Source organism: Pantoea sp. V106_11 (assembly GCF_029967885.1).
Lineage (GTDB): Bacteria > Pseudomonadota > Gammaproteobacteria > Enterobacterales > Enterobacteriaceae > Pantoea > Pantoea ananatis.
The window spans coordinates 1-18,932 of record NZ_JASCAK010000026.1 but is presented as its reverse complement, the minus strand read 5'-3'; the positions used below and the strand labels follow the sequence as shown (position 1 = coordinate 18,932).

Genomic DNA, 18,932 nt, shown 5'->3' with positions numbered 1-18,932 from the left:
AGGATCGTTACCTGTTAATGATCGGTGATCCTGATCCGTATAAGCTGGGATCAAAAGAGGACTTTATCCACAGCTCATAAAGTAAACTCCAGTTGTTCTTTGGATAACTACCGGTTATACGCAACTAAACAGGGTAGTTATCCACAAAATAAAAGACCAGATCCGGGGAAAAACAGTATCTTCTGCTGGGGATCGTCGTGATTTCCCGATCCCTGACCGGCTCAGATCGCGTCTTTCCAGGTCATCACCCACTCTTCAGCCGGATCTTCGGGGATCTCATGTTGCAGAATATCAATTTCCAGCCTTTCGCCGATGCGCTGTGCGCCACAGGTAATTAACAGAGCGTCAAGATTGCGTATCGCACCACAAAACAGATCGTATTCATGGTTGCCGATGCCGACTGCGCCAAAACGCACGGCTGACAGATCGGGACGGCTTTCCTCAATGGCGTCATAAAAAGGTTGCAGATTATCAGGCAACTCTCCGGCTCCGTGGGTAGAACTCACGACCAGCCAGATCCCCTGCAGGGGCACATCATGAAGCTCAGGACCATGTAGCATCTGCGTTGAGAAGCCCGCTTCCTGCAGTTTTTCTTCGAGATGTTCAGCAACGTATTCGGCGCTGCCTAAGGTGCTGCCACTGATTAACGTAATGTCGGCCATCGTGCTCTCCTGAGATCAAGGTGAGCATTGTACGCTGTGATCAAGCGGTGATCCACCTGTGGAAAACAAGGTTATTAGTTTTGACAAGGGCGATACAGCCGTTGTCAGGCGGCCGATCGTTAAAGGATAAAATTGTGCACAAGCGGGTGGAAAGATCAGGGCTTGATGGTTCGCATGATGGGGTTCTGCAGGGAGATCAGGGTTTCTGTTGACTGGATTTCATCAATTGTCTGGATCTTGTTAATTAATACCTGCTGGAGAGCATCGATAGATCGACACATGACTTTAATAAAAATACTGTAATGCCCGGTGGTATACCAGGCTTCAACGACTTCATCCAGCGCGTCCAGTTTACTCAGCGCCGCCGGGTAATCACGGGCGCTTTTGAGAATAATGCCGATAAAACAACAGACATCAAAGCCCAGCTGGCGGGGATCGATCTCAACCCGCGTTCCCAGAATAATGCCTGCCTGCTTCATTTTTTCGACACGGACATGAATGGTACCCGGGCTGACGTTGAACTGTTTTGCCAGTTCGGCATACGCGGTGCGTGCATTTTCCAGTAGTGCATTCAGGATCCCCCGGTCAAGGTTATCCAGTTGCAGATGTTCGGGCATGATCGTCCTCGTTATCGTTTTTCTTCAATGAACTGAGGAGAATGTGCAGCAAAATAACGTAACTGGCAACACACCGGCAGCGGCATAAGCCGCTGCCGGTTGCCTTAACGTTTACGCCACAGAGTGACCTGCGCGAGCGTATGCTGGAATTTACGCGCCGTTTCACGGATGACGAATGGCATATCCTGTGGTGAACCTATTTGCTCAAAGTCGGCGGCCAGCAACCGTTGCAGTGCCTGCAGGGTGGTCAGGGCTTCTCCATTTTCACGTACGCCGCCCAGCCAGTTTTCCTTCGGGGTAAAGGCTTCAAGCCACGTGTAAGGTGACGACAGCACTAAGATCCCACCAGAACGCAACATGGGCGTGACGTCCTGAAGAAAACGTGCCGGCTGACGCAGGCGATCGATCAGGTTCGAGGCCAGGACCAGATCGTAACGTGCTGGCTGAGGTTTCATGTTACAGGCATCGCCCTGAACAAACTGAATGCGCTTCGCCTGCTCACTGGTGATAGCAAAGTCCTTAAGTCGTACCTGACGGTATTCCACCAGATCGCCTTCTTCAGGCACCACGTAGCGGAAATCTTCGCCAGTGGTGAGCTGGAGCGCCACATCAATAAAACGGGCCGAATAATCCATGCCGGTGACATGCTCAAAGTGGCGGGCCAGTTCGAAGCTTGCCCGGCCCGTGGCGCAGCCAATATCCAGCGCCTCTCCCCGATTCTGGCTGTGCGACAGCGCCAGTTTGACCAGGGCTTCTGCATAGTTATCGACGCCGAAATAGCGAGGCCCATACTGGAAATCGAGGTACTGAGAAACCATGCTGTCGGTTTCATAGGGGTTTAAGGCCATGGTTTCCTGGTGGGAAGAAATCACATAGCGAAAACCCGCATGCTGGAAAAAGTGACGGCGGAAGGCATAACGCGATGATTTGATCGCCTCATTGCCGGTGGAAATCCAGCTTCCACCTTTTATAAGTGAGTGCTTACCGTCAAAAGTGGGCGTTGAGAAATCGTCATAGAGCGGATGGACTTTAAAGCCTTCAAAGCCATTGGTTGGGGTGGTTGTCCATTGCCAGACGTTGCCCACGATGTCGTAGAACTCCCCCTGCGGGAACCGATCGACCGGGCAGGAAGAGGCCCAGTAAGCCAGATTAATATTGCCTGGCGCCTGCTGCCAGTCTGGCTGATCGCCTTCGACCTGTTCGCGCAGTTGATACCATTCCGCCTCACAGGGTAGCTGGACTGACTTACCGGTTTCTTCCGCTTTCCAGCGACAGAAGGCCGCGGCCTCCAACTGATTGACCTCAGCTGGCCAGTCCCACGGCATGGGTACTTCTTCACACATCAGTCGGAGTTTCAGCTGATCGGGCATCGCAGCGTTACCCACCCAGAAGGTGGGCATTTCTGCCTGTGCAAACTGGCGCCAGCCCAGGCCTTCTTCATCCCACCAGCGGGATTCCTGATAGCCACCAGCCTGCACAAATTCATAAAACTCTGCGTTACTGACCAGCATTTTGCTGGCCTTGAAAGGCTTTAGCTCAACCTGCTGAGTACCGTACTCGTTGTCCCAGCCATAGGTATCATCGGTTTTACCAAGCGTGATGTGGCCACCGGGCAGGGAGACCAGTGCGTTGGTGGGCACCAACTGACGATCGCGGCGCGCTTCCGCGCAGGCTGGCCACTGCGGTTGAGGTTTCACCCATTCGACCGGCAGCTGACGGAGCAGCACGCTGGAGGTTTCCAGGTGAATTCGTTCATGCTCAATCCCCATCAGGATCACCCAAGCCGGGCTGTCCCATGTGATGGGCAGTTCAAGCGGCATCTCCTGAATAAATTGTGTCACTAAGGCTTTTACGCTACCGCGATAGTCGCGAACGGCTTCTACAGAAGGCCAGTCGTAGTGGTTGTCGTTGAGATCATCCCAGCTCATTTCGTCCACGCCAATAGCCAGCATGGCTTCAATGCGATCGTCAATGCGGTCATCGATATAACGTCCAGCCATTAACTTGTTAATGTAGAACGTGGCGGTGTGGCCAAAGTAGAAGATCAGCGGATGGCGCAGGGGAATCGCTTTCGTAAACCATGCGCGCTGATCGTTGAGGCAGGTAAAGAGATCTTCGTACAGCGCCCATGTCTGACTAAAGTAAGCCAGCAGCTCGGCACGTTTTTGTTCGACATTTTGGCCAGAGAGCATCAGCGTCCGGGTTGGCGCAGGTAAATCGCGATGGGGTTGAACGGTGTTCACAGGACACTCCTGATTGCTGAATAAGTAATTGCAGATATTTACTATAAAGCAAAATGGAATTTCTGCTGTCTCGCTTAGCGCCGCCAGTGACGTAATATGCGGCTTTTTAAGCCGGTATCGAAACGCCAGATATGATCGAAGATGCGCATTATGCCGGGTTTACCGTGCGTGGACATGGCGACGGCGTGGAAGCGCTGCTGCTGTTGCTGCTGGCGATGTTTAACGCTGCGTACCACCTCTTCCGGCAGGCGCTGCGCAATAAAGTCTGACACGATGACGGCATCGGCATCCTGCCACAACGGGCCTTCCATCCGTTTGACCACCGCGGAAAGACAGGCTGCGAGGTCGGTTCCGCCACGAAAACGTTGGCTGAGAAAACGGATGGCCTGCTCCAGCCCGTCATCGCCCGTTAATTCGTAACCAATTACGTCATGAGCGAATAACATGATGTAACAGCGACGGCGATCGGCCAGTGCCACTTTGAGAAGGGCCAGACAAAAGGCTTTTGCACAACGTTCATTGAACCCTCCCATTGACCCTGAGGTATCGACACAAACGATAAACGGGCCACGAGGCTGTTCTTCATGCTGCTGGTGGCTGACGGGACGTTGAGTGATTTTTTCATGCCAGGCATCGCCCTGAAGTTTGTAAGTAAGCAGTCGCTTCTCTACCAGCCTGCGGTAAAACTCAAGTTCAAGCTCGCTGACGCTCAATGCTGCCAGTTCAGGTGGCAGCAAGCGTAATACGTCATCACTTTGATGAATACCGCTGACTTCTTCCGGTACGGCATCCGGTTCGCGCACCAGATGATGAAAGGCTTCCATCGGCGCATCTTGGGAGGGAACCGATTTTGCCTCACGACTCCGCCCCAGTTGCTGGGCCAGCTTCATTAATTCGGGCTGCTGTGCAAGGAACTCGCCGTATTGCAGCATCAACTGGTAATCGCCATGCTGAAGCGGCGCTTTGCCCATATCCCATAACCGTCCGGCTGCCGCTTCGTCATCGTCTGCCAGCACAGGTGCCAGTTGCCCGCTCAGGGCCATACGTTGCTGTAACTCCGCCATCAGACGTTCGCGCTGCTGCTCAAGAAGTTGCTCATTAAGCGTTAACGTTTGCAGCGTAAGGCTGAGCCGCCAGCGTTGCAGGAACAGCGTATGCTGGGCAGTGCTGAGATGGCCGGGATCGTTATGAAGAAGCAGTCGTTTTGCTTCTTCCTGGAAGGGGGATGCCAGGCGTTCAAGGTGAGAAAGGGTTTCATCAAGCTGCTGGCTGAATTCACGATCGCTGAGTAACTGAATACGCTGGAATAACTGAAACTCTTCCGCCAGTGCTTCCGGGACCGGCGTGGCTTTGAGTTCGGCATCAATTTCTGCCTTCCAGCGAGGAACATCCCGTAACAGCGCCTTTTTCATGCCGGGAAATTTTTCAAAGAACAGGGCCAGCTGTGGAGACGCGAGGAGTACCAGAATTAACTCTTCAATCAGCTCGGTCTCGCCGATTGACAGCAGGGTACTCAGCGTCTCCAGTGAGATCATTTACGCGCCTGTTTAAGTTGTTCCGCAACGTCCTGCAGGCTGGTTTCGACGCGAGCCAGCCAGTCATCACTGATAAACAGGCAACGCTGTTGCTGACTGAACAGGTGGCGTTGTTGACGCAGCTGGTTGTCGAGTTCATCCAGCGCTTCACTGATTTCTTCCGGCAACGCCTCACTGCTGCTGCTGCCGGGCAGTGTCAGTCTTGCCGTTTGTAAGCTGACATCGCGAACCGCCAGGCAATGCTGCGCATCCACCAGCATATCCACCGTTTGAGCAAATCCAATACCGTTTAATTTGCCGCGAATATCGCCGCCTTTCTGTAACCAGTGGTTCAGTGCTTCACGCTCAATAACCAGATGCGTGACCTGCATATCATGCAGCGTGAGCGGCTTTTGCAGCATCAGCGTTAACTGCGCGTCGGTAAGGCTTTCGGGCATGTCGTAATGCGGTTTACGGCTGAACATGCCGCTGTGCTTCTCAAGCGTAATGGCGGCAGCCACGCTTTGCTGCTGTTGCAGGGCCATACGTCGGGCTTTCAGTTGCTGCAACCTGAGCAACATCGCCTGCTGTTGCCAGGCATGTTGAGTCATGAGCTGATCGATTTCACGATCCAGAAGCTGCATGGATGCGACGTCATGCCACAAACAGTCTTTTAATAAGATCAGATCCAGTGGCGCAATGGTGTTTCGCCCACTGTAAAAGGCGCTGGCCTGCAACAGATGTATGGCCTTTTTCCAGCGGCGATCGGAGATGTAAGGCGCCTCGGGTAGCTTTTCCAGCTGCTGGCGTAACTGATAGATCAGTTCAAACACGTTATCGGGCAGGGTGACCTGGCTGATGCCTTGCTGCCATCGCACATACTCTTCGTCGCTGATGCGCAGCGATTCGGCGACCGGGTTGTCATTTTCATCCTGATGATGGGTCAGCATGCTGCGGAAGTTCTGCTTTTCATGCACGTTATCCAGCCACAGGCGAATTAACATGCGGTCATACAGGGCTTCGAGCCCGCTATCGGCTTCCGGCAACTCATTGGAGGCCGTGACCAGCAGGCGCATCGGAATTTTTTCTTCGCTATCGCCATTTCGGAAACGGCGTTCGTTGATGGCGGTAAGCAGCGTGTTAAGGATTGCCGGGCCGGCTTTCCAGATCTCATCCAGAAAAACGATTTCGGCATCGGGGAGATAGCCTTTGGTCAGCCGCTGATAGCGTCCTTCATCTTTTAAAGCCTGGATAGACAGCGGACCAAAGACTTCTTCCGGGGTAGAAAAGCGGGTCATCAGATATTCGAAAGCGCGGGCATGCTGGAAGGCGCATTTCAGGCGACGGGCAATCAGGCTTTTTGCTATGCCTGGCGGACCCAGCAAAAATACGCTTTCGCCGCTGAGTGCGGCGAGCAGGCAAAGGCGAATGGCATGATGTCGCTCATACAAACCTTTTTCTAACGCATTGCTGAGACGAGAAATTCTTTCTGCCAAAAGATGGGGTTGAGCCATAATCACATCAATGTCCTTACGATCGTCGAGCCGCCGCGTTTTAGCGAACGCAATACTCTATAGGGTATGATGCGCGAAAGCGTTAATCGATGTCAGCTTTTTTGTTTCAGAAGGTTCGACAGCGCGACTTTAAATGTTAATGCAGCACCAAAAAACAGTGAATGACCATCGGTTACCCGGACGGCGGTGTAGGAATTTTTGTGAATACGTGCATACTGTGCGCTTTTTGATGGCTTGTGCGCCTCTCAGACTCCAACAAAAGATAATTTTATGAGCTCGGATAATAAGCACTCACTAGGCGGATTAACGCTGGCTGCCATTGGTGTCGTCTACGGGGATATCGGCACCAGCCCGCTTTATACCTTACGCGAATGTCTTTCGGGGCAGTTTGGCTTTGGCGTGGAGCGGGATGCGGTCTTTGGCTTTCTTTCGCTGATTTTCTGGCTGCTGGTGCTGGTGGTATCGCTGAAATATATCAGCTACGTCATGCGCGCAGACAATGCCGGAGAAGGCGGCATCTTGACGCTGATGTCCCTGGCGGGGCGACATACGGGCGGGCGAGCCACCGCAATTCTGGTGATTATGGGGCTGATTGGCGGCAGTTTTTTCTACGGCGAGGTGGTGATCACCCCGGCGGTTTCTGTCCTGTCGGCGATTGAAGGTCTGGAAATTGCGGCGCCAAGTCTCGATAGCTACATCGTGCCCATGGCCATCGCCGTCCTGACACTGTTGTTTGTCATTCAAAAACACGGGACCGGCATCGTGGGTAAACTCTTCGCGCCCGTCATGCTGTTGTGGTTTATTGTCCTGGCCGTGTTGGGTGCGCGCAGCATTCTCAATAATCCCGAAGTATTGCAGGCGCTCAATCCTTACTGGGCGCTGCACTTTTTTGTCGAATACAAGTCTGTCTCCTTCTTTGCGCTCGGCGCGGTGGTGCTCGCAATTACAGGCGTCGAAGCGCTGTATGCGGACATGGGGCACTTTGGTAAATTCCCTATCCGGCTGGCATGGTTTGTGGTGGTGCTGCCTTCGCTGGTGCTCAACTACTTTGGTCAGGGCGCGCTGTTACTGAAGCAGCCGGAAGCGATTAAAAACCCGTTCTTCCTGTTGGCCCCCGACTGGGCGCTGATCCCCATGCTGATTCTGGCGACCTTAGCCACCGTTATTGCTTCACAGGCGGTGATTTCCGGGGTCTTCTCATTAACCCGACAGGCGGTACGTCTGGGTTATTTGCCGCCAATGCGCATCGTCCATACATCGGAAAAAGAGTCGGGGCAGATCTACATCCCCGTGATTAACTGGCTGCTTTATTTCTCTGTCGTGATTGTCATCATCGGCTTTGAGCATTCGAGTAATCTGGCTGCGGCTTACGGGATTGCGGTCACGGGCACCATGGTGCTGACATCCATTCTGTGTGCGACCGTGGCGATACTGAACTGGCACTGGAATCGTTATCTGGTGGGGCTGATTTTAGTGGCGATGCTGTGCATTGATGTGTCGCTGTTCTCGGCCAACCTGATTAAAATTTTCTCCGGCGGCTGGCTGCCCCTGACGCTGGCGCTGATGATGTTTATTGTGATGACAACCTGGAAGAGTGAACGCTTTCGGTTGCTGCGCCGCATGCATGAGCACGGCAATTCCCTGGAAGCAATGATTGCTTCTCTGGAAAAGTCACCGCCTGTTCGCGTACCCGGCACTGCGGTTTACATGTCTCGCGCGCTGAACGTGATTCCTTTTGCCATGTTGCATAACCTTAAGCACAACAAGGTGCTGCATGAGCGCGTCGTGCTGTTAACGCTGCGTACCGAAGATGCGCCATACGTACACAACGTCAGGCGCGTCACCATTGAGCAGTTGTCGCCCACCTTCTGGCGCGTGGTAGCCAGTTACGGCTGGCGTGAAACGCCGAACGTTGAAGAGATTTTCCACCGCTGTGGCCTGGAAGGACTTAACTGCCGCATGATGGAGACCTCTTTCTTTATGTCCCATGAGTCGCTGATCATTGGAAAACGCCCCTGGTATTTGCGTCTGCGCGGCAAGCTGTTTATGACGTTACAACGCAATGCGCTGCGTGCGCCCGATCAGTTTGAGATCCCGCCGAATCGGGTTATCGAGCTGGGAACGCAGGTCGAGATTTAAACGGCTGTGCCTGCCTGTCAGGCACAGCGTTTCACCAGTGCAGCGTGACGCACAATCCGCCGCCGGGATGTTGACTGAAGTGCAGCGACATACCGTGCAACTGGGCAATATTGCGTACGATCGATAAACCCAGCCCACTGCCGCTTTTCTCCTGCCCCGGCGGACGCCAGAAACGTTCGCCTAAACGCTGCAACTCGGCTGCCGATAGACTGTTTCCGTTATCCTCCACCCGCAACGTATTCGGGCTGATCACGATGTCAACGCGGCTGCCCGGCGGTGTATAGCGGATAGCGTTATCCAACAGATTTCTGATCAGCAGTGACAGCAGCAACGCGTGTCCCGAAATAACCGGATCGGCTTCAGCGTTAAGGCGCAACGTAATGTCAGCCTTATCTGCCAGTGGCAGCTGTGAAGCCAGCGTGTCCTGTGCCACCTTTTTTAACATGACGGGCTGGAACGTATTGCGAACATCCTCGGCTTCAATGCGGGAAAGGGTAAGCAGCTGATCAACCAGACGAGTGGCGCGGGTAATACCCGCATCCAGCTGTTGCAGCGCGTGAGTGCGCATCGCCTCGTCATCGGCGGCCAGTTGAATGACCTCGCTTTGCACTCGCAGTGCGGCGAGCGGGCTGCGTAATTCGTGTGCGGCATCCGACGTAAAACGGCGTTCCCGCTGCATCATGGTATGAATACGGCTGAACAGGCCGTTCAGGGCGTCAATTAACGGTCGTACCTCTTTGGGAACGCGATCGGCCTGCAAGGGCGCATCATCGTCAGGTGCCCGCCCGGCAAGCTGGTGGCTGAGTTTCTTCAGCGGACGAAGTTCATACCACACCAGGCCCGTTAACATCAGCAGCATAAAAGGTAATGAGATCAGCCAGGGCAACATGCTGGCATCGACCAGATCTTTTGCCATATCGTCACGGTATTCCCATTCCTGACCTACCACGACGCGGTAACGTTGATCGGGCGTAGTCAGCCAGACAAAGCGCCAGAGATCGTCATCCCCGTTAAGCTGGCCATTCTGGAAACCTTGATGATCCGCATTAAAGGGCAGATCTTTGCCATTATCACCGTCGTTGAGGACCTGTTTTCCCTCCCGGTCAAATACCGCGAAAGCCAGCGCGTCATCGTCCTGTTCGCCACGATTGTGATCCAGCAACTTTTTCGTTTTTGGCAGCGACGTGCCGTTCAGCGTCGTGAAGTCCAGGGTCAGCAGGCGCTTAGCAAGCAGCATCTGTTGCGTATCAAACAGCTCGTTAACGGTGTCACGTGTTTTATACCAGGCGCTGAGCGTGGCCGCTCCCCAACAAATGGCCAGTATCAGCACCAGGCCAATGCCAAGGCGTAAAAACAAACTCATCGATCGCATTCGCTTTCCCCCAGCGTATAGCCCACGCCGTGGATGGTGCGGATAAAGCGGTTACCGAGTTTTTTACGCAGATGATGGATATGCACTTCTACCGCATTGCTCGACACTTCGGTATCCCAGGTATAGAGCTTTTCTTCGAGCTGGCTTCGCGTCAGTACCCGATCCGGATTTCGCATAAACAGCTCAAGCAGGGCCAGCTCACGGCTTTTTAACGCGATATTTTCGCCGTTTCTTTCCACGCTGAGATTACCGGGAATCAACACTACATCGCCATGACGCAGTTCGGGCTGGAGTTGCCCGTGGCGGCGGCGAATCAGTGCCTGTAAGCGTGCGGCAACTTCTGTAAGGGCAAAGGGTTTGCACAGGTAATCGTCAGCCCCCATCTGTAATCCTTCAACGCGTTGATCAAGCGCATCGCGGGCGGTAAGGATAAGAACCGGGACGTCGTGCCCCTGCTGACGCCATTGACGCAATATGTCCAGCCCGTCACGCTCAGGCAGTGATAAATCGAGTACGACCGCATCCCACGGCGCCGCCGTTAATGCCTGAAAACCGGCCTCGCCAGAGACAAACCAGTCAACGCTGAATCCCAGCTTACTGAGTCCCGCTTTAATGCCGTCTCCAATCAGGCGGTCGTCTTCAATCAGTAAAATTCGCATCGCTTCTCCCTTTTAGTAAGCGATTTATACGAAGGCGAATGGGGGTTGTACAGTGAGTTTGGCTAAAAACTGCGTTTATTTTTGCCTTAAGATCCTGTTAAGAACTCTATGTTTTACTACAGTCACTACCCTAACTGCTTCATGGACAAGAGGTGACAAAATGAAAAAGTATGCTGCACTATTAGCCGTAACCATGCTGGCTTCCGCGCCGGTCTTTGCTGCACAACAAGGCGGATTTGTTGATCCAAATGCGCCAGCGCCGGCCGCACATCAGCAGCAGGGCGGTTTCAAAGCCGATCAAAGCAGTGTTGTAACGGTGAAACAGGCTGAAGAGATGAAAGATGACAGCTGGATTACCGTTCGTGGCCAGCTTGAAAAGCAGATTGGTGACGAAGACTACGTGTTCCGTGATCAGACCGGCACGATGAAAGTAGAAATCGATCATAAGCGCTGGAATGGGCTGACTGTTTCACCCAAAGACCGTGTTGAACTGACCGGGGAACTGGACAAAGATTTCAACAGCATCGAGCTGGACGTCAAACAGGTCAAAAAGTTGCCCTGATTCAGCCCCAATGGACCGCTCAGGCGGTCCATTTTTCCCTTCTGACTGCCCCCTAACTCAAATTCTGGTCTGCAACAGCGAAACGTTTCGATAGCGATCACAAATTTCTTATTCAGTGGTTGAATTGTAACCTTCATTTTATACACTCCTGAAAGCGAAACGTTTCGCTCTGGAGTGGAAAAATGAAAAAAGGTCGCCTGTTAAACGCTGAACTCTCTTACGTCATCGCCCGCCTGGGCCATACGGATACATTGACGATCGCCGATGCGGGGTTGCCGATTCCGGCAGAAACGCAGCGTATCGATCTGGCACTGATACCGGGTACGCCAGGATTTATGCAGGTGGTTGAAGCGGTAACGCATGATATGCAGGTGGAAAGCGCCTTTATCGCGGAAGAAATTAAGCAGCATAATCCGCAGCTCCACAGCGAACTGATCGCCGTGCTCGACGCATTGCAACAGCACCAGGGAAATACCATTAGTATCCACTACATCAGTCACGAACAGTTCAAACAACAAACACAGCGTAGTCAGGCGGTCATTCGCAGCGGAGAGTGTTCTCCGTTTGCGAATGTCATCCTGAGCGCAGGTGTGACCTTCTGAGGCCATTATGCAACCGTTACTGCAGCTTAAAGGCATCGAAAAATCATTTCCGGGCGTCAAAGCACTGAATGGCGCATCGTTGTCAGTCTGGCCGGGACGCGTTATGGCGCTGGTGGGGGAAAACGGCGCGGGCAAATCGACCATGATGAAAGTGCTTACCGGCATTTACAGTCGTGATGCCGGTTCACTGTTGTGGCTGGGTGAAGAAACGACGTTTAGCGGACCCAAGGCTTCTCAGGAAGCGGGCATTGGTATTATCCATCAGGAACTTAACCTGATCCCCCAGTTAACCGTCGCGGAAAACATTTTTCTTGGCCGCGAATTCGTTAATGGCCTGGGCTGCATCAACTGGAAACGGATGTATGCCGAAGCTGACGCGCTGCTAAAGCGCCTGAATTTACGTTTTAACAGCCACAAACTGGTGGGCGATTTATCCATCGGCGATCAGCAAATGGTCGAGATCGCTAAAGTGCTGAGCTTTGAGTCGAAAGTCATCATTATGGATGAGCCGACCGACGCGCTGACCGATACCGAAACCCTGTCGTTATTCCGCGTTATCAACGAGCTCAAAGCACAGGGATGCGGCATCGTCTATATCTCCCATCGCATGAAAGAGATTTTTGAGATTTGCGATGATGTCACGGTGTTCCGTGATGGTCAGTTTATTGCTGAGCGTGCCGTCAGCGATCTGAGCGAAGAAAGCCTCATTGAGATGATGGTGGGCCGTAAGCTGGAAGATCAATATCCCCATCTGGACGAGGCGCCTGGCGACGTGCGCCTTAAAGTCGAAAACCTCAGCGGGCCTGGCGTCGATAACGTCTCGTTTACCCTGCGCAAAGGTGAAATTCTTGGCGTGTCTGGCCTGATGGGCGCTGGGCGCACCGAACTGATGAAAATCCTCTACGGTGCTGCGCCCCGCAGCGCCGGGCAGATCTGGCTGAGTGGACGTGAAGTGGTGACCCGCTCACCGCAGGATGGCCTTGGCAATGGCATCGTGTATATATCGGAGGACCGTAAGCGCGATGGCCTGGTGCTGGGCATGTCAGTCAAAGAGAACATGTCTTTGACCGCACTGCGCTACTTCAGTCACCTGGGCGGCAGGCTCAGGCACGCTGAAGAGCAGCTCGCCGTCAGCGATTTTATCCGTCTGTTTAACGTTAAAACCCCGTCAATGGAGCAGCCGATTGGCCTGCTATCCGGCGGTAATCAACAGAAAGTCGCGATTGCCCGCGGATTAATGACGCGCCCCAACGTGTTGATTCTCGATGAACCGACGCGCGGTGTTGACGTGGGGGCAAAAAAAGAGATCTATCAGCTCATTAACCAGTTTAAGGCAGAAGGGCTGAGCATTATTTTGGTGTCGTCGGAAATGCCAGAAGTTCTGGGCATGAGTGACCGTATTGTCGTGATGCATGAAGGCCGTTTAAGCGGCGAATTTACCCGTGAAGACGCTACCCAGGAAAGCCTGATGGCCGCAGCCGTTGGTAAGCAACACAGTGAGGATTTAGTTGTATGACCACCCAAACCGTTCCGTCTAACCGTCGCTGGTTCAGCAAAGCCTGGCTGCTTGAGCAAAAGTCGCTGATTGCGCTGATTGTGTTGATTGCCGTGGTCGCCAGCCAGAGCCCTAATTTCTTTACCGTGGCAAACCTGTTCAACATTTTGCAGCAGACATCGGTCAACGCCATTATGGCGGTGGGCATGACGCTGGTTATTCTGACGTCAGGTATCGATCTCTCTGTGGGATCGCTACTGGCGCTCACCGGTGCGGTGGCGGCATCGCTGGTGGGAATGGAGGTGAATGCCTTTGTTGCGGTTGCGGCCTCGCTGGCGCTGGGCGCAGCCATTGGCGCGGTGACCGGTACCATTGTCGCGCGCGGTAAGGTGCAGGCTTTTATCGCCACGCTGGTGATGATGCTGTTACTGCGCGGTGTCACCATGGTTTATACCAACGGCAGCCCTGTGAATACCGGCTTTAATGACAATGCCGATCTGTTCGGCTGGTTTGGTATTGGTCGTCCGTTGGGGATTCCTACACCCGTATGGCTGATGGTGCTGGTGTTCGTGGCGGCCTGGTACATGCTGCACCACACGCGGTTGGGCCGCTACATCTATGCACTGGGGGGGAATGAAGCCGCAACACGTCTCTCCGGTATCAACGTCAATCGGGTCAAAGTCATTGTTTATTCGCTGTCTGGCATGCTGGCGGCGCTGGCGGGTTCTATCGAAGTCGCCCGTCTTTCGTCCGCGCAGCCGACAGCCGGAACAGGCTATGAACTGGATGCGATTGCCGCCGTCGTATTAGGCGGTACCAGCCTGGCCGGAGGTAAGGGCCGGATTGTTGGCACCTTAATTGGCGCATTAATCCTTGGCTTTTTGAACAATGGTTTAAATCTGATGGGTGTATCGTCGTATTACCAGATGATCGTAAAAGCGGTAGTCATTCTGCTGGCGGTGCTGGTGGACAATAAAAGCAGCAAATAACTCAGACCTTAATACAGGATAAAATGATGAAAAAGTTAACTGCATTAGCTGTGATCCTTGGTGCAACGCTCAGCGCCAGCGCAATGGCTAAAGATACCATTGCCTTAGTTATCTCTACGCTGAACAACCCGTTCTTCGTTTCACTGAAAGACGGCGCACAGAAAGAAGCCGATAAACTGGGCTACAACCTGGTCGTGCTGGATTCACAGAACAACCCGGCAAAAGAACTGGCTAACGTTCAGGACTTAACCGTGCGCGGGACGAAAGTGCTGTTGATTAACCCGACCGATTCTGACGCTGTCGGCAACGCCATCAAAATGGCTAACCAGGCGAAGATCCCGGTGATCACCCTGGACCGCGTAGCTGCACAGGGTACGGTAGTCAGTCACGTTGCATCTGATAACCGCTTTGGCGGCAAGATGGCGGGTGACTACATCGCACGTAAACTGGGTGATAACGCGAAAGTGATCGAGTTAGAAGGCATCGCAGGGACCTCTGCTGCGCGTGAACGTGGCGAAGGTTTTAAACAGGCTGCTGACGCACATAAATTCCAGATCCTGGCCAGCCAGCCGGCAGACTTTGATCGTACCAAGGGTTTGAACGTTATGCAGAACCTGCTGCAGGCGCACCCGGATGTTCAGGCGGTGTTTGCACAGAATGACGAAATGGCACTGGGCGCGCTGCGTGCACTGCAAACTGCAGGCAAAACCGATGTGATGGTCGTCGGTTTCGATGGCACACCTGATGGCGTGAAAGCCGTTGAAGGTGGAAAGCTGGCCGCAACCGTGGCTCAGATGCCAGAGAAAATTGGCATGATCGGCGTTCAGACTGCTGATAAAGTGCTGAAAGGTGAAAAAGTGCAGGCGGTCAATCCGGTCGATCTGAAACTGGTTACCAAATAAATCAAAGAAAAGCAGGGCATTGCGCCACCCGTCGGTGGCGCACTTATTTCGGACTCCTCCAATGAGCAAAAACGCAAAACTGGCCGTTCTCGGTAGCATTAATGCTGACCACATCCTTAATCTGGCTCATTTTCCCCGCCCTGGCGAAACGGTGATCGGGCAGAAATACCAGATTGCGTTTGGCGGTAAAGGCGCGAATCAGGCGGTTGCCGCGGGTCGTGCGGGTGCGAATATCGCTTTTATAGCCTGTGTTGGCGCTGATGACATTGGCGAACGTATTTGCCAGCAGCTCGCGCAGGACAATATTGATACGCATCCAGTAGAAGCCGTCGAGGGTGAATCTACGGGTGTGGCGATGATTTTCGTGAATGGCGAAGGCGAAAATAACATTGGCATCTATTCCGGTGCCAACGCGGCATTGACGCCGCAGTATGTTGAACGTCACCAGCAGGTCATTGCCCAGGCGGATGCCTTACTGATGCAGCTGGAATCGCCCCTGGACAGCGTTTTGGCTGCGGCGACGTTGGCCAGACAGCATCAGACCCGCGTGATTTTAAATCCTGCTCCGGCAACGAAACTGTCTAATGATTTGTTAGCGCTTATCGACATCATTACGCCGAATGAAACTGAAGCTGAAATTCTGACCGGTATTGCGGTAAATAATGATGATGATGCAGCACGTGCCGCCGCCGCATTGCATGAAAAAGGTATTGCTACCGTTTTGATCACCCTGGGGCGCCGTGGCGTCTGGCTCAGTGAAAATGGGAAGGGACAACGTATTGCCGGCTTTGAGGTCAACGCGGTCGACACCATTGCTGCTGGCGATACCTTTAACGGTGCGTTTATCACTGCGCGCCTTGAAGGTAAGGCCATGCATGATGCCGTTCGTTTTGCCCATGCCGCCGCGGCAATTGCGGTAACCCGTTCAGGTGCGCAGCCTTCTGTACCGTGGCGTGCGGAAATCGACGACTTTTTACAGCAGCAGGGTTAAGCGCTTGGCTACGATGAAAGATGTCGCCCGACTGGCGGGTGTCTCAACTTCAACGGTTTCACACGTCATCAACAAGAACCGTTTTGTCAGTGACGGCGTGCGTGAAAAAATTGAACAGGCGATCCGCGAACTCAACTACGCACCGTCGGCATTAGCGCGTAGCCTCAAGCTTAACCAAACTAATACCATCGGCATGCTGCTGACTGCCAGTAGCAACCCTTTTTATGCAGAAGTCGTGCGCGGGGTGGAAGACAGTTGCTATGAGCGGGGATACAGTCTGATTCTTTGTAATACCGCTGGCGACGAAGCACGCATGAATCGTAGCCTGGAAACGCTGCTGCAAAAGCGCGTTGATGGCTTGCTTATCATGTGTACCGAGAGTCATCTGCCTTCGGCCGAAATCCTTAATCGTTATCCTTCTATCCCAACGGTGATGATGGACTGGGCACCTTTTGAAGGCCATGGCGATATTATTCAGGATAACGCGTTGTTAGGGGGAGAGCTGGCCACGCAGCACCTAATTGACAGTGGCTACTCGCGTATTGCCTGTATTTCTGGGCCGCTTGATAAAACACCTGCACGCATGCGACTGGAAGGTTATTACCAGGCGATGCAGAAAAGCGGTCTGCATGTTCCGCCAGAATATGTTGTCAGTGGCGACTTTGAGTTTTCAGGCGGCTACAACGCAATGTTTGAATTGCTGGCGCTGGAAACGCCGCCGCATGCTGTTTTTACCAGCAACGACGCGATGGCGGTTGGCGTTTATCACGCATTGCATCAGGCCGGACTGCAGATTCCACAGGATATGGCGGTGATGGGATATGACGATATTGAACTGGCACGCTATATGTCACCGCCGCTGAGTACTATTCATCAACCTAAAGATGAACTGGGCGAACTGGCGATAGATACGCTGATTCACCGCCTGAGCAATCCCGACGTCAGCCAGCAAACGCTGGTACTGACGCCGGAGCTGGTGCCGCGAGGCTCGGTTTAAGCCTTTTTCTTTTTATCGCGATTGCTGATCAGGTTACGTCCATCACCATTGCGCAACATCATAAATGTTAGCGCCGACAGCACGGTTACGATGCCCATCGTCAGGAAGGTGGAATGGAACTGTTCTACCGTCGTACTATCAAACTCCTGATAAAAACGCAGTACAGCAGCGCTGACCGCTACACCGAAACTGATCGCCAGTTGTTGTGTCACGGCTAGCACGCTATTGCCGCCACTGGCGTTGTCGTCATCTAAATCAGCCAGCGTAATAGTATTCATCGCCGTAAACTGGGTGGACATCGCCATACCCAGCAGAAAGAGCGGTATCAATAACAATGCGATGCTTTCAGAAGGTGACTGCAGTGAAAAGCTGGCAATCATGAACCCGATAATCACCGTAATGCTGACCAGCAAGCGGCGATAACCAAACCAGCGCAGCAGTTGCGTCACGCTTTGTTTTGCCAGAATAGATCCTACGGCCGTGGGTGCCATCATGCATCCCGCCAGAATAGCCGAGTAACCGAAACCCACCTGAAGCATCAGCGGCATCAAAAACGGCACACAGCCTGTACCAAGCCGCGAGGCGATGTTGCCAATAATACCTACCGAGAAGGTGCGGGTCTTAAACATCGGCAGATTAATAAGGGGAGAGGGATGACGTCGGGCGTGCGCAATATAAAGAAGCAATAACACAACACCGCCACACAATACCCCGGCCGCAATCCAGGGCGAGACAATACGCTCACCAAACAGCTCTATCCCGGTGGAGATCATCACCAACCCGATGCCGAAGAGTAAAAAGCCCAGAAAGTCGAAGCGGCGTTTAGGCGTAGTAAAGTCAGGCATATATTTACGCGCATAGAATATGCCCAGTATGCCAATAGGGATGTTAATCAGGAATATCCAGTGCCAGGTGGCATACGTCACCATTACACCGCCCAACAGCGGCCCCAGGATCGGTCCCACTAACCCCGGCATAGTCACAAAGTTAAGGATGGGTAAGAGTTCACTGCGCGGATAGGCGCGCAAGAGTGCCAGGCGCGCTACCGGCATCATCATGGCACCACCAACGCCCTGAATGACACGGGAGGTAACCAGAACAGATAAAGAAGGCGACAAGGCGCAGGCTAACGAGCCAAGGGTAAAGAGCGAAACGGCAATCATGAAGATTTTGCGTGTGCCGTAACGATCTGCAAGCCAGCCGCTGACGGGGATAAGCATGGCAACGGTTAAGGTGTAGCTGATGACGGCGGACTGCATGGCAAGCGGGGAACGGTCAAGACTGGTGGCGATCGCGGGCAGGGCTGTGTTCAATATCGTGGCATCCAGTGACTGCATAAAGAATGCCATAGCGGCAATCCATGGCAGACCGGCCATACTGCGCGCGGATTTAATCATTGAGCGTCCTTCGTAATGTTTTCAGCAAAGATAATGAAGAAGAGTAGCATTGGCAGAAATGCACAATACGCCTCTTTCAGAGACTACGTGGTGATTTCCGTGCGTTGTTTAGGCAGGAAGTGGTGCTTTTTACCTCGTTCGTTTAAAAATAAACCGCTCAGACATTTTTTTATAATTAATGCTTGTCACTCAGAAAGAACTCCCTATAATGCGCCTCCACTGACACGGCACAACGGCTTACGTAACGCGGTGTTCAGCAGGAGGCTCCCAGGAGTTT

At 53.2% G+C, this 18,932-nt stretch carries 16 protein-coding genes; 8 read left to right on the top strand and 8 right to left on the bottom strand.

The genetic code is table 11. The features are described from left to right. Window positions 1-221: 221 nt before the first annotated feature. The 5 genes from mioC to ravA all read right to left on the bottom strand — a co-directional run bounded on the left by mioC (window position 222) and on the right by ravA (window position 6,550). Window positions 222-662: an FMN-binding protein MioC gene (gene mioC, locus QLG08_RS09165; RefSeq protein WP_013023928.1), complete on the bottom strand. Its 441-nt coding sequence runs from the start codon at window positions 660-662 to the stop codon at window positions 222-224. A gap of 155 nt (window positions 663-817) precedes the next feature. Then, complete coding sequence (gene asnC / locus QLG08_RS09160) at window positions 818-1,279, bottom strand: transcriptional regulator AsnC (RefSeq protein ID WP_013023927.1); 462 nt, start codon at window positions 1,277-1,279, stop codon at window positions 818-820. 104 nt (window positions 1,280-1,383) lie between these two features. Continuing rightward, window positions 1,384-3,522, bottom strand: a complete 2,139-nt coding sequence (gene ovoA, locus QLG08_RS09155; protein WP_176698722.1) for a 5-histidylcysteine sulfoxide synthase — start codon at window positions 3,520-3,522, stop codon at window positions 1,384-1,386. A gap of 74 nt (window positions 3,523-3,596) precedes the next feature. Further along, a complete protein-coding gene (gene viaA, locus QLG08_RS09150) occupies window positions 3,597-5,057 on the bottom strand; it encodes an ATPase RavA stimulator ViaA (RefSeq protein ID WP_014594929.1) in 1,461 nt (486 codons plus the stop codon). After that, a complete protein-coding gene (ravA, locus tag QLG08_RS09145; RefSeq protein ID WP_014594928.1) occupies window positions 5,054-6,550 on the bottom strand; it encodes an ATPase RavA in 1,497 nt (498 codons plus the stop codon). Before ravA ends, viaA begins: the two co-directional genes overlap by 4 nt. Before the next feature lie 270 nt (window positions 6,551-6,820). Between ravA and kup the strand changes: the two genes are divergently transcribed. Continuing rightward, window positions 6,821-8,689: a low affinity potassium transporter Kup gene (gene kup / locus QLG08_RS09140; RefSeq protein WP_014332974.1), complete on the top strand. Its 1,869-nt coding sequence runs from the start codon at window positions 6,821-6,823 to the stop codon at window positions 8,687-8,689. 31 nt (window positions 8,690-8,720) lie between these two features. On the opposite strand, the gene qseC is transcribed toward kup, so the two are convergent. Both qseC and qseB read right to left on the bottom strand, forming a co-directional pair. Continuing rightward, window positions 8,721-10,061, bottom strand: coding sequence for a quorum sensing histidine kinase QseC (gene qseC, locus QLG08_RS09135; protein ID WP_238492856.1), 1,341 nt, complete (start codon window positions 10,059-10,061; stop codon window positions 8,721-8,723). After that, complete coding sequence (qseB, locus tag QLG08_RS09130) at window positions 10,049-10,720, bottom strand: quorum sensing response regulator transcription factor QseB (protein ID WP_014332976.1); 672 nt, start codon at window positions 10,718-10,720, stop codon at window positions 10,049-10,051. Before qseB ends, qseC begins: the two co-directional genes overlap by 13 nt. Before the next feature lie 160 nt (window positions 10,721-10,880). Here qseB and QLG08_RS09125 point away from each other — a divergent pair, with 160 nt between their 5' ends. The 7 genes from QLG08_RS09125 (at window position 10,881) to rbsR (ending at window position 17,258) form a co-directional block, all read left to right on the top strand. After that, on the top strand, window positions 10,881-11,282 hold the full coding sequence (locus QLG08_RS09125; protein WP_014332977.1) for a YgiW/YdeI family stress tolerance OB fold protein: 402 nt from the start codon (window positions 10,881-10,883) through the stop codon (window positions 11,280-11,282). A gap of 182 nt (window positions 11,283-11,464) precedes the next feature. Continuing rightward, the gene (gene rbsD, locus QLG08_RS09120; protein WP_014332978.1) at window positions 11,465-11,884 is read left to right on the top strand and encodes a D-ribose pyranase; all 420 of its coding nucleotides are present in this window, start codon (window positions 11,465-11,467) and stop codon (window positions 11,882-11,884) included. Window positions 11,885-11,891: 7 nt separating this feature from the next. Continuing rightward, complete coding sequence (rbsA, locus tag QLG08_RS09115; RefSeq protein ID WP_014332979.1) at window positions 11,892-13,400, top strand: ribose ABC transporter ATP-binding protein RbsA; 1,509 nt, start codon at window positions 11,892-11,894, stop codon at window positions 13,398-13,400. Beyond that, window positions 13,397-14,368, top strand: a complete 972-nt coding sequence (gene rbsC, locus QLG08_RS09110) for a ribose ABC transporter permease (RefSeq protein WP_013023916.1) — start codon at window positions 13,397-13,399, stop codon at window positions 14,366-14,368. The genes rbsA and rbsC overlap by 4 nt, the downstream gene beginning before the upstream one ends. A gap of 26 nt (window positions 14,369-14,394) precedes the next feature. Next, window positions 14,395-15,270 carry a ribose ABC transporter substrate-binding protein RbsB gene (gene rbsB / locus QLG08_RS09105; RefSeq protein WP_026020887.1) on the top strand — a complete coding sequence of 292 codons (876 nt, stop codon included), beginning with the start codon at window positions 14,395-14,397 and terminating at the stop codon, window positions 15,268-15,270. A gap of 61 nt (window positions 15,271-15,331) precedes the next feature. Further along, the gene (gene rbsK / locus QLG08_RS09100; RefSeq protein WP_014332980.1) at window positions 15,332-16,261 is read left to right on the top strand and encodes a ribokinase; all 930 of its coding nucleotides are present in this window, start codon (window positions 15,332-15,334) and stop codon (window positions 16,259-16,261) included. Between the two features lie 13 nt (window positions 16,262-16,274). Continuing rightward, on the top strand, window positions 16,275-17,258 hold the full coding sequence (gene rbsR / locus QLG08_RS09095; protein ID WP_014604728.1) for a ribose operon transcriptional repressor RbsR: 984 nt from the start codon (window positions 16,275-16,277) through the stop codon (window positions 17,256-17,258). Here rbsR and mdtD read toward each other — a convergent pair. Continuing rightward, window positions 17,255-18,655 (bottom strand): multidrug transporter subunit MdtD, encoded by a 1,401-nt coding sequence (gene mdtD, locus QLG08_RS09090; RefSeq protein WP_013023912.1) that lies wholly within the window; start codon window positions 18,653-18,655, stop codon window positions 17,255-17,257. The two genes, rbsR and mdtD, sit on opposite strands and share 4 nt — an antisense overlap. Between the last annotated feature and the right edge of the window lie 277 nt (window positions 18,656-18,932).

What these genes read in the sequence shown, in the direction of transcription:
- kup (WP_014332974.1), top strand. Translation starts at nt 6,821, where the DNA reads ATGAGCTCGGATAATAAGCACTCACTAGGCGGATTAACGCTGGCTGCC.
- viaA (WP_014594929.1), bottom strand. Translation starts at nt 5,057, where the DNA reads ATGATCTCACTGGAGACGCTGAGTACCCTGCTGTCAATCGGCGAGACC.
- QLG08_RS09125 (WP_014332977.1), top strand. Translation starts at nt 10,881, where the DNA reads ATGAAAAAGTATGCTGCACTATTAGCCGTAACCATGCTGGCTTCCGCG.
- mioC (WP_013023928.1), bottom strand. Translation starts at nt 662, where the DNA reads ATGGCCGACATTACGTTAATCAGTGGCAGCACCTTAGGCAGCGCCGAA.
- rbsD (WP_014332978.1), top strand. Translation starts at nt 11,465, where the DNA reads ATGAAAAAAGGTCGCCTGTTAAACGCTGAACTCTCTTACGTCATCGCC.
- qseB (WP_014332976.1), bottom strand. Translation starts at nt 10,720, where the DNA reads ATGCGAATTTTACTGATTGAAGACGACCGCCTGATTGGAGACGGCATT.
- rbsK (WP_014332980.1), top strand. Translation starts at nt 15,332, where the DNA reads ATGAGCAAAAACGCAAAACTGGCCGTTCTCGGTAGCATTAATGCTGAC.
- mdtD (WP_013023912.1), bottom strand. Translation starts at nt 18,655, where the DNA reads ATGATTAAATCCGCGCGCAGTATGGCCGGTCTGCCATGGATTGCCGCT.
- rbsR (WP_014604728.1), top strand. Translation starts at nt 16,275, where the DNA reads ATGAAAGATGTCGCCCGACTGGCGGGTGTCTCAACTTCAACGGTTTCA.
- rbsA (WP_014332979.1), top strand. Translation starts at nt 11,892, where the DNA reads ATGCAACCGTTACTGCAGCTTAAAGGCATCGAAAAATCATTTCCGGGC.
- ravA (WP_014594928.1), bottom strand. Translation starts at nt 6,550, where the DNA reads ATGGCTCAACCCCATCTTTTGGCAGAAAGAATTTCTCGTCTCAGCAAT.
- asnC (WP_013023927.1), bottom strand. Translation starts at nt 1,279, where the DNA reads ATGCCCGAACATCTGCAACTGGATAACCTTGACCGGGGGATCCTGAAT.
- qseC (WP_238492856.1), bottom strand. Translation starts at nt 10,061, where the DNA reads ATGCGATCGATGAGTTTGTTTTTACGCCTTGGCATTGGCCTGGTGCTG.
- rbsB (WP_026020887.1), top strand. Translation starts at nt 14,395, where the DNA reads ATGAAAAAGTTAACTGCATTAGCTGTGATCCTTGGTGCAACGCTCAGC.
- rbsC (WP_013023916.1), top strand. Translation starts at nt 13,397, where the DNA reads ATGACCACCCAAACCGTTCCGTCTAACCGTCGCTGGTTCAGCAAAGCC.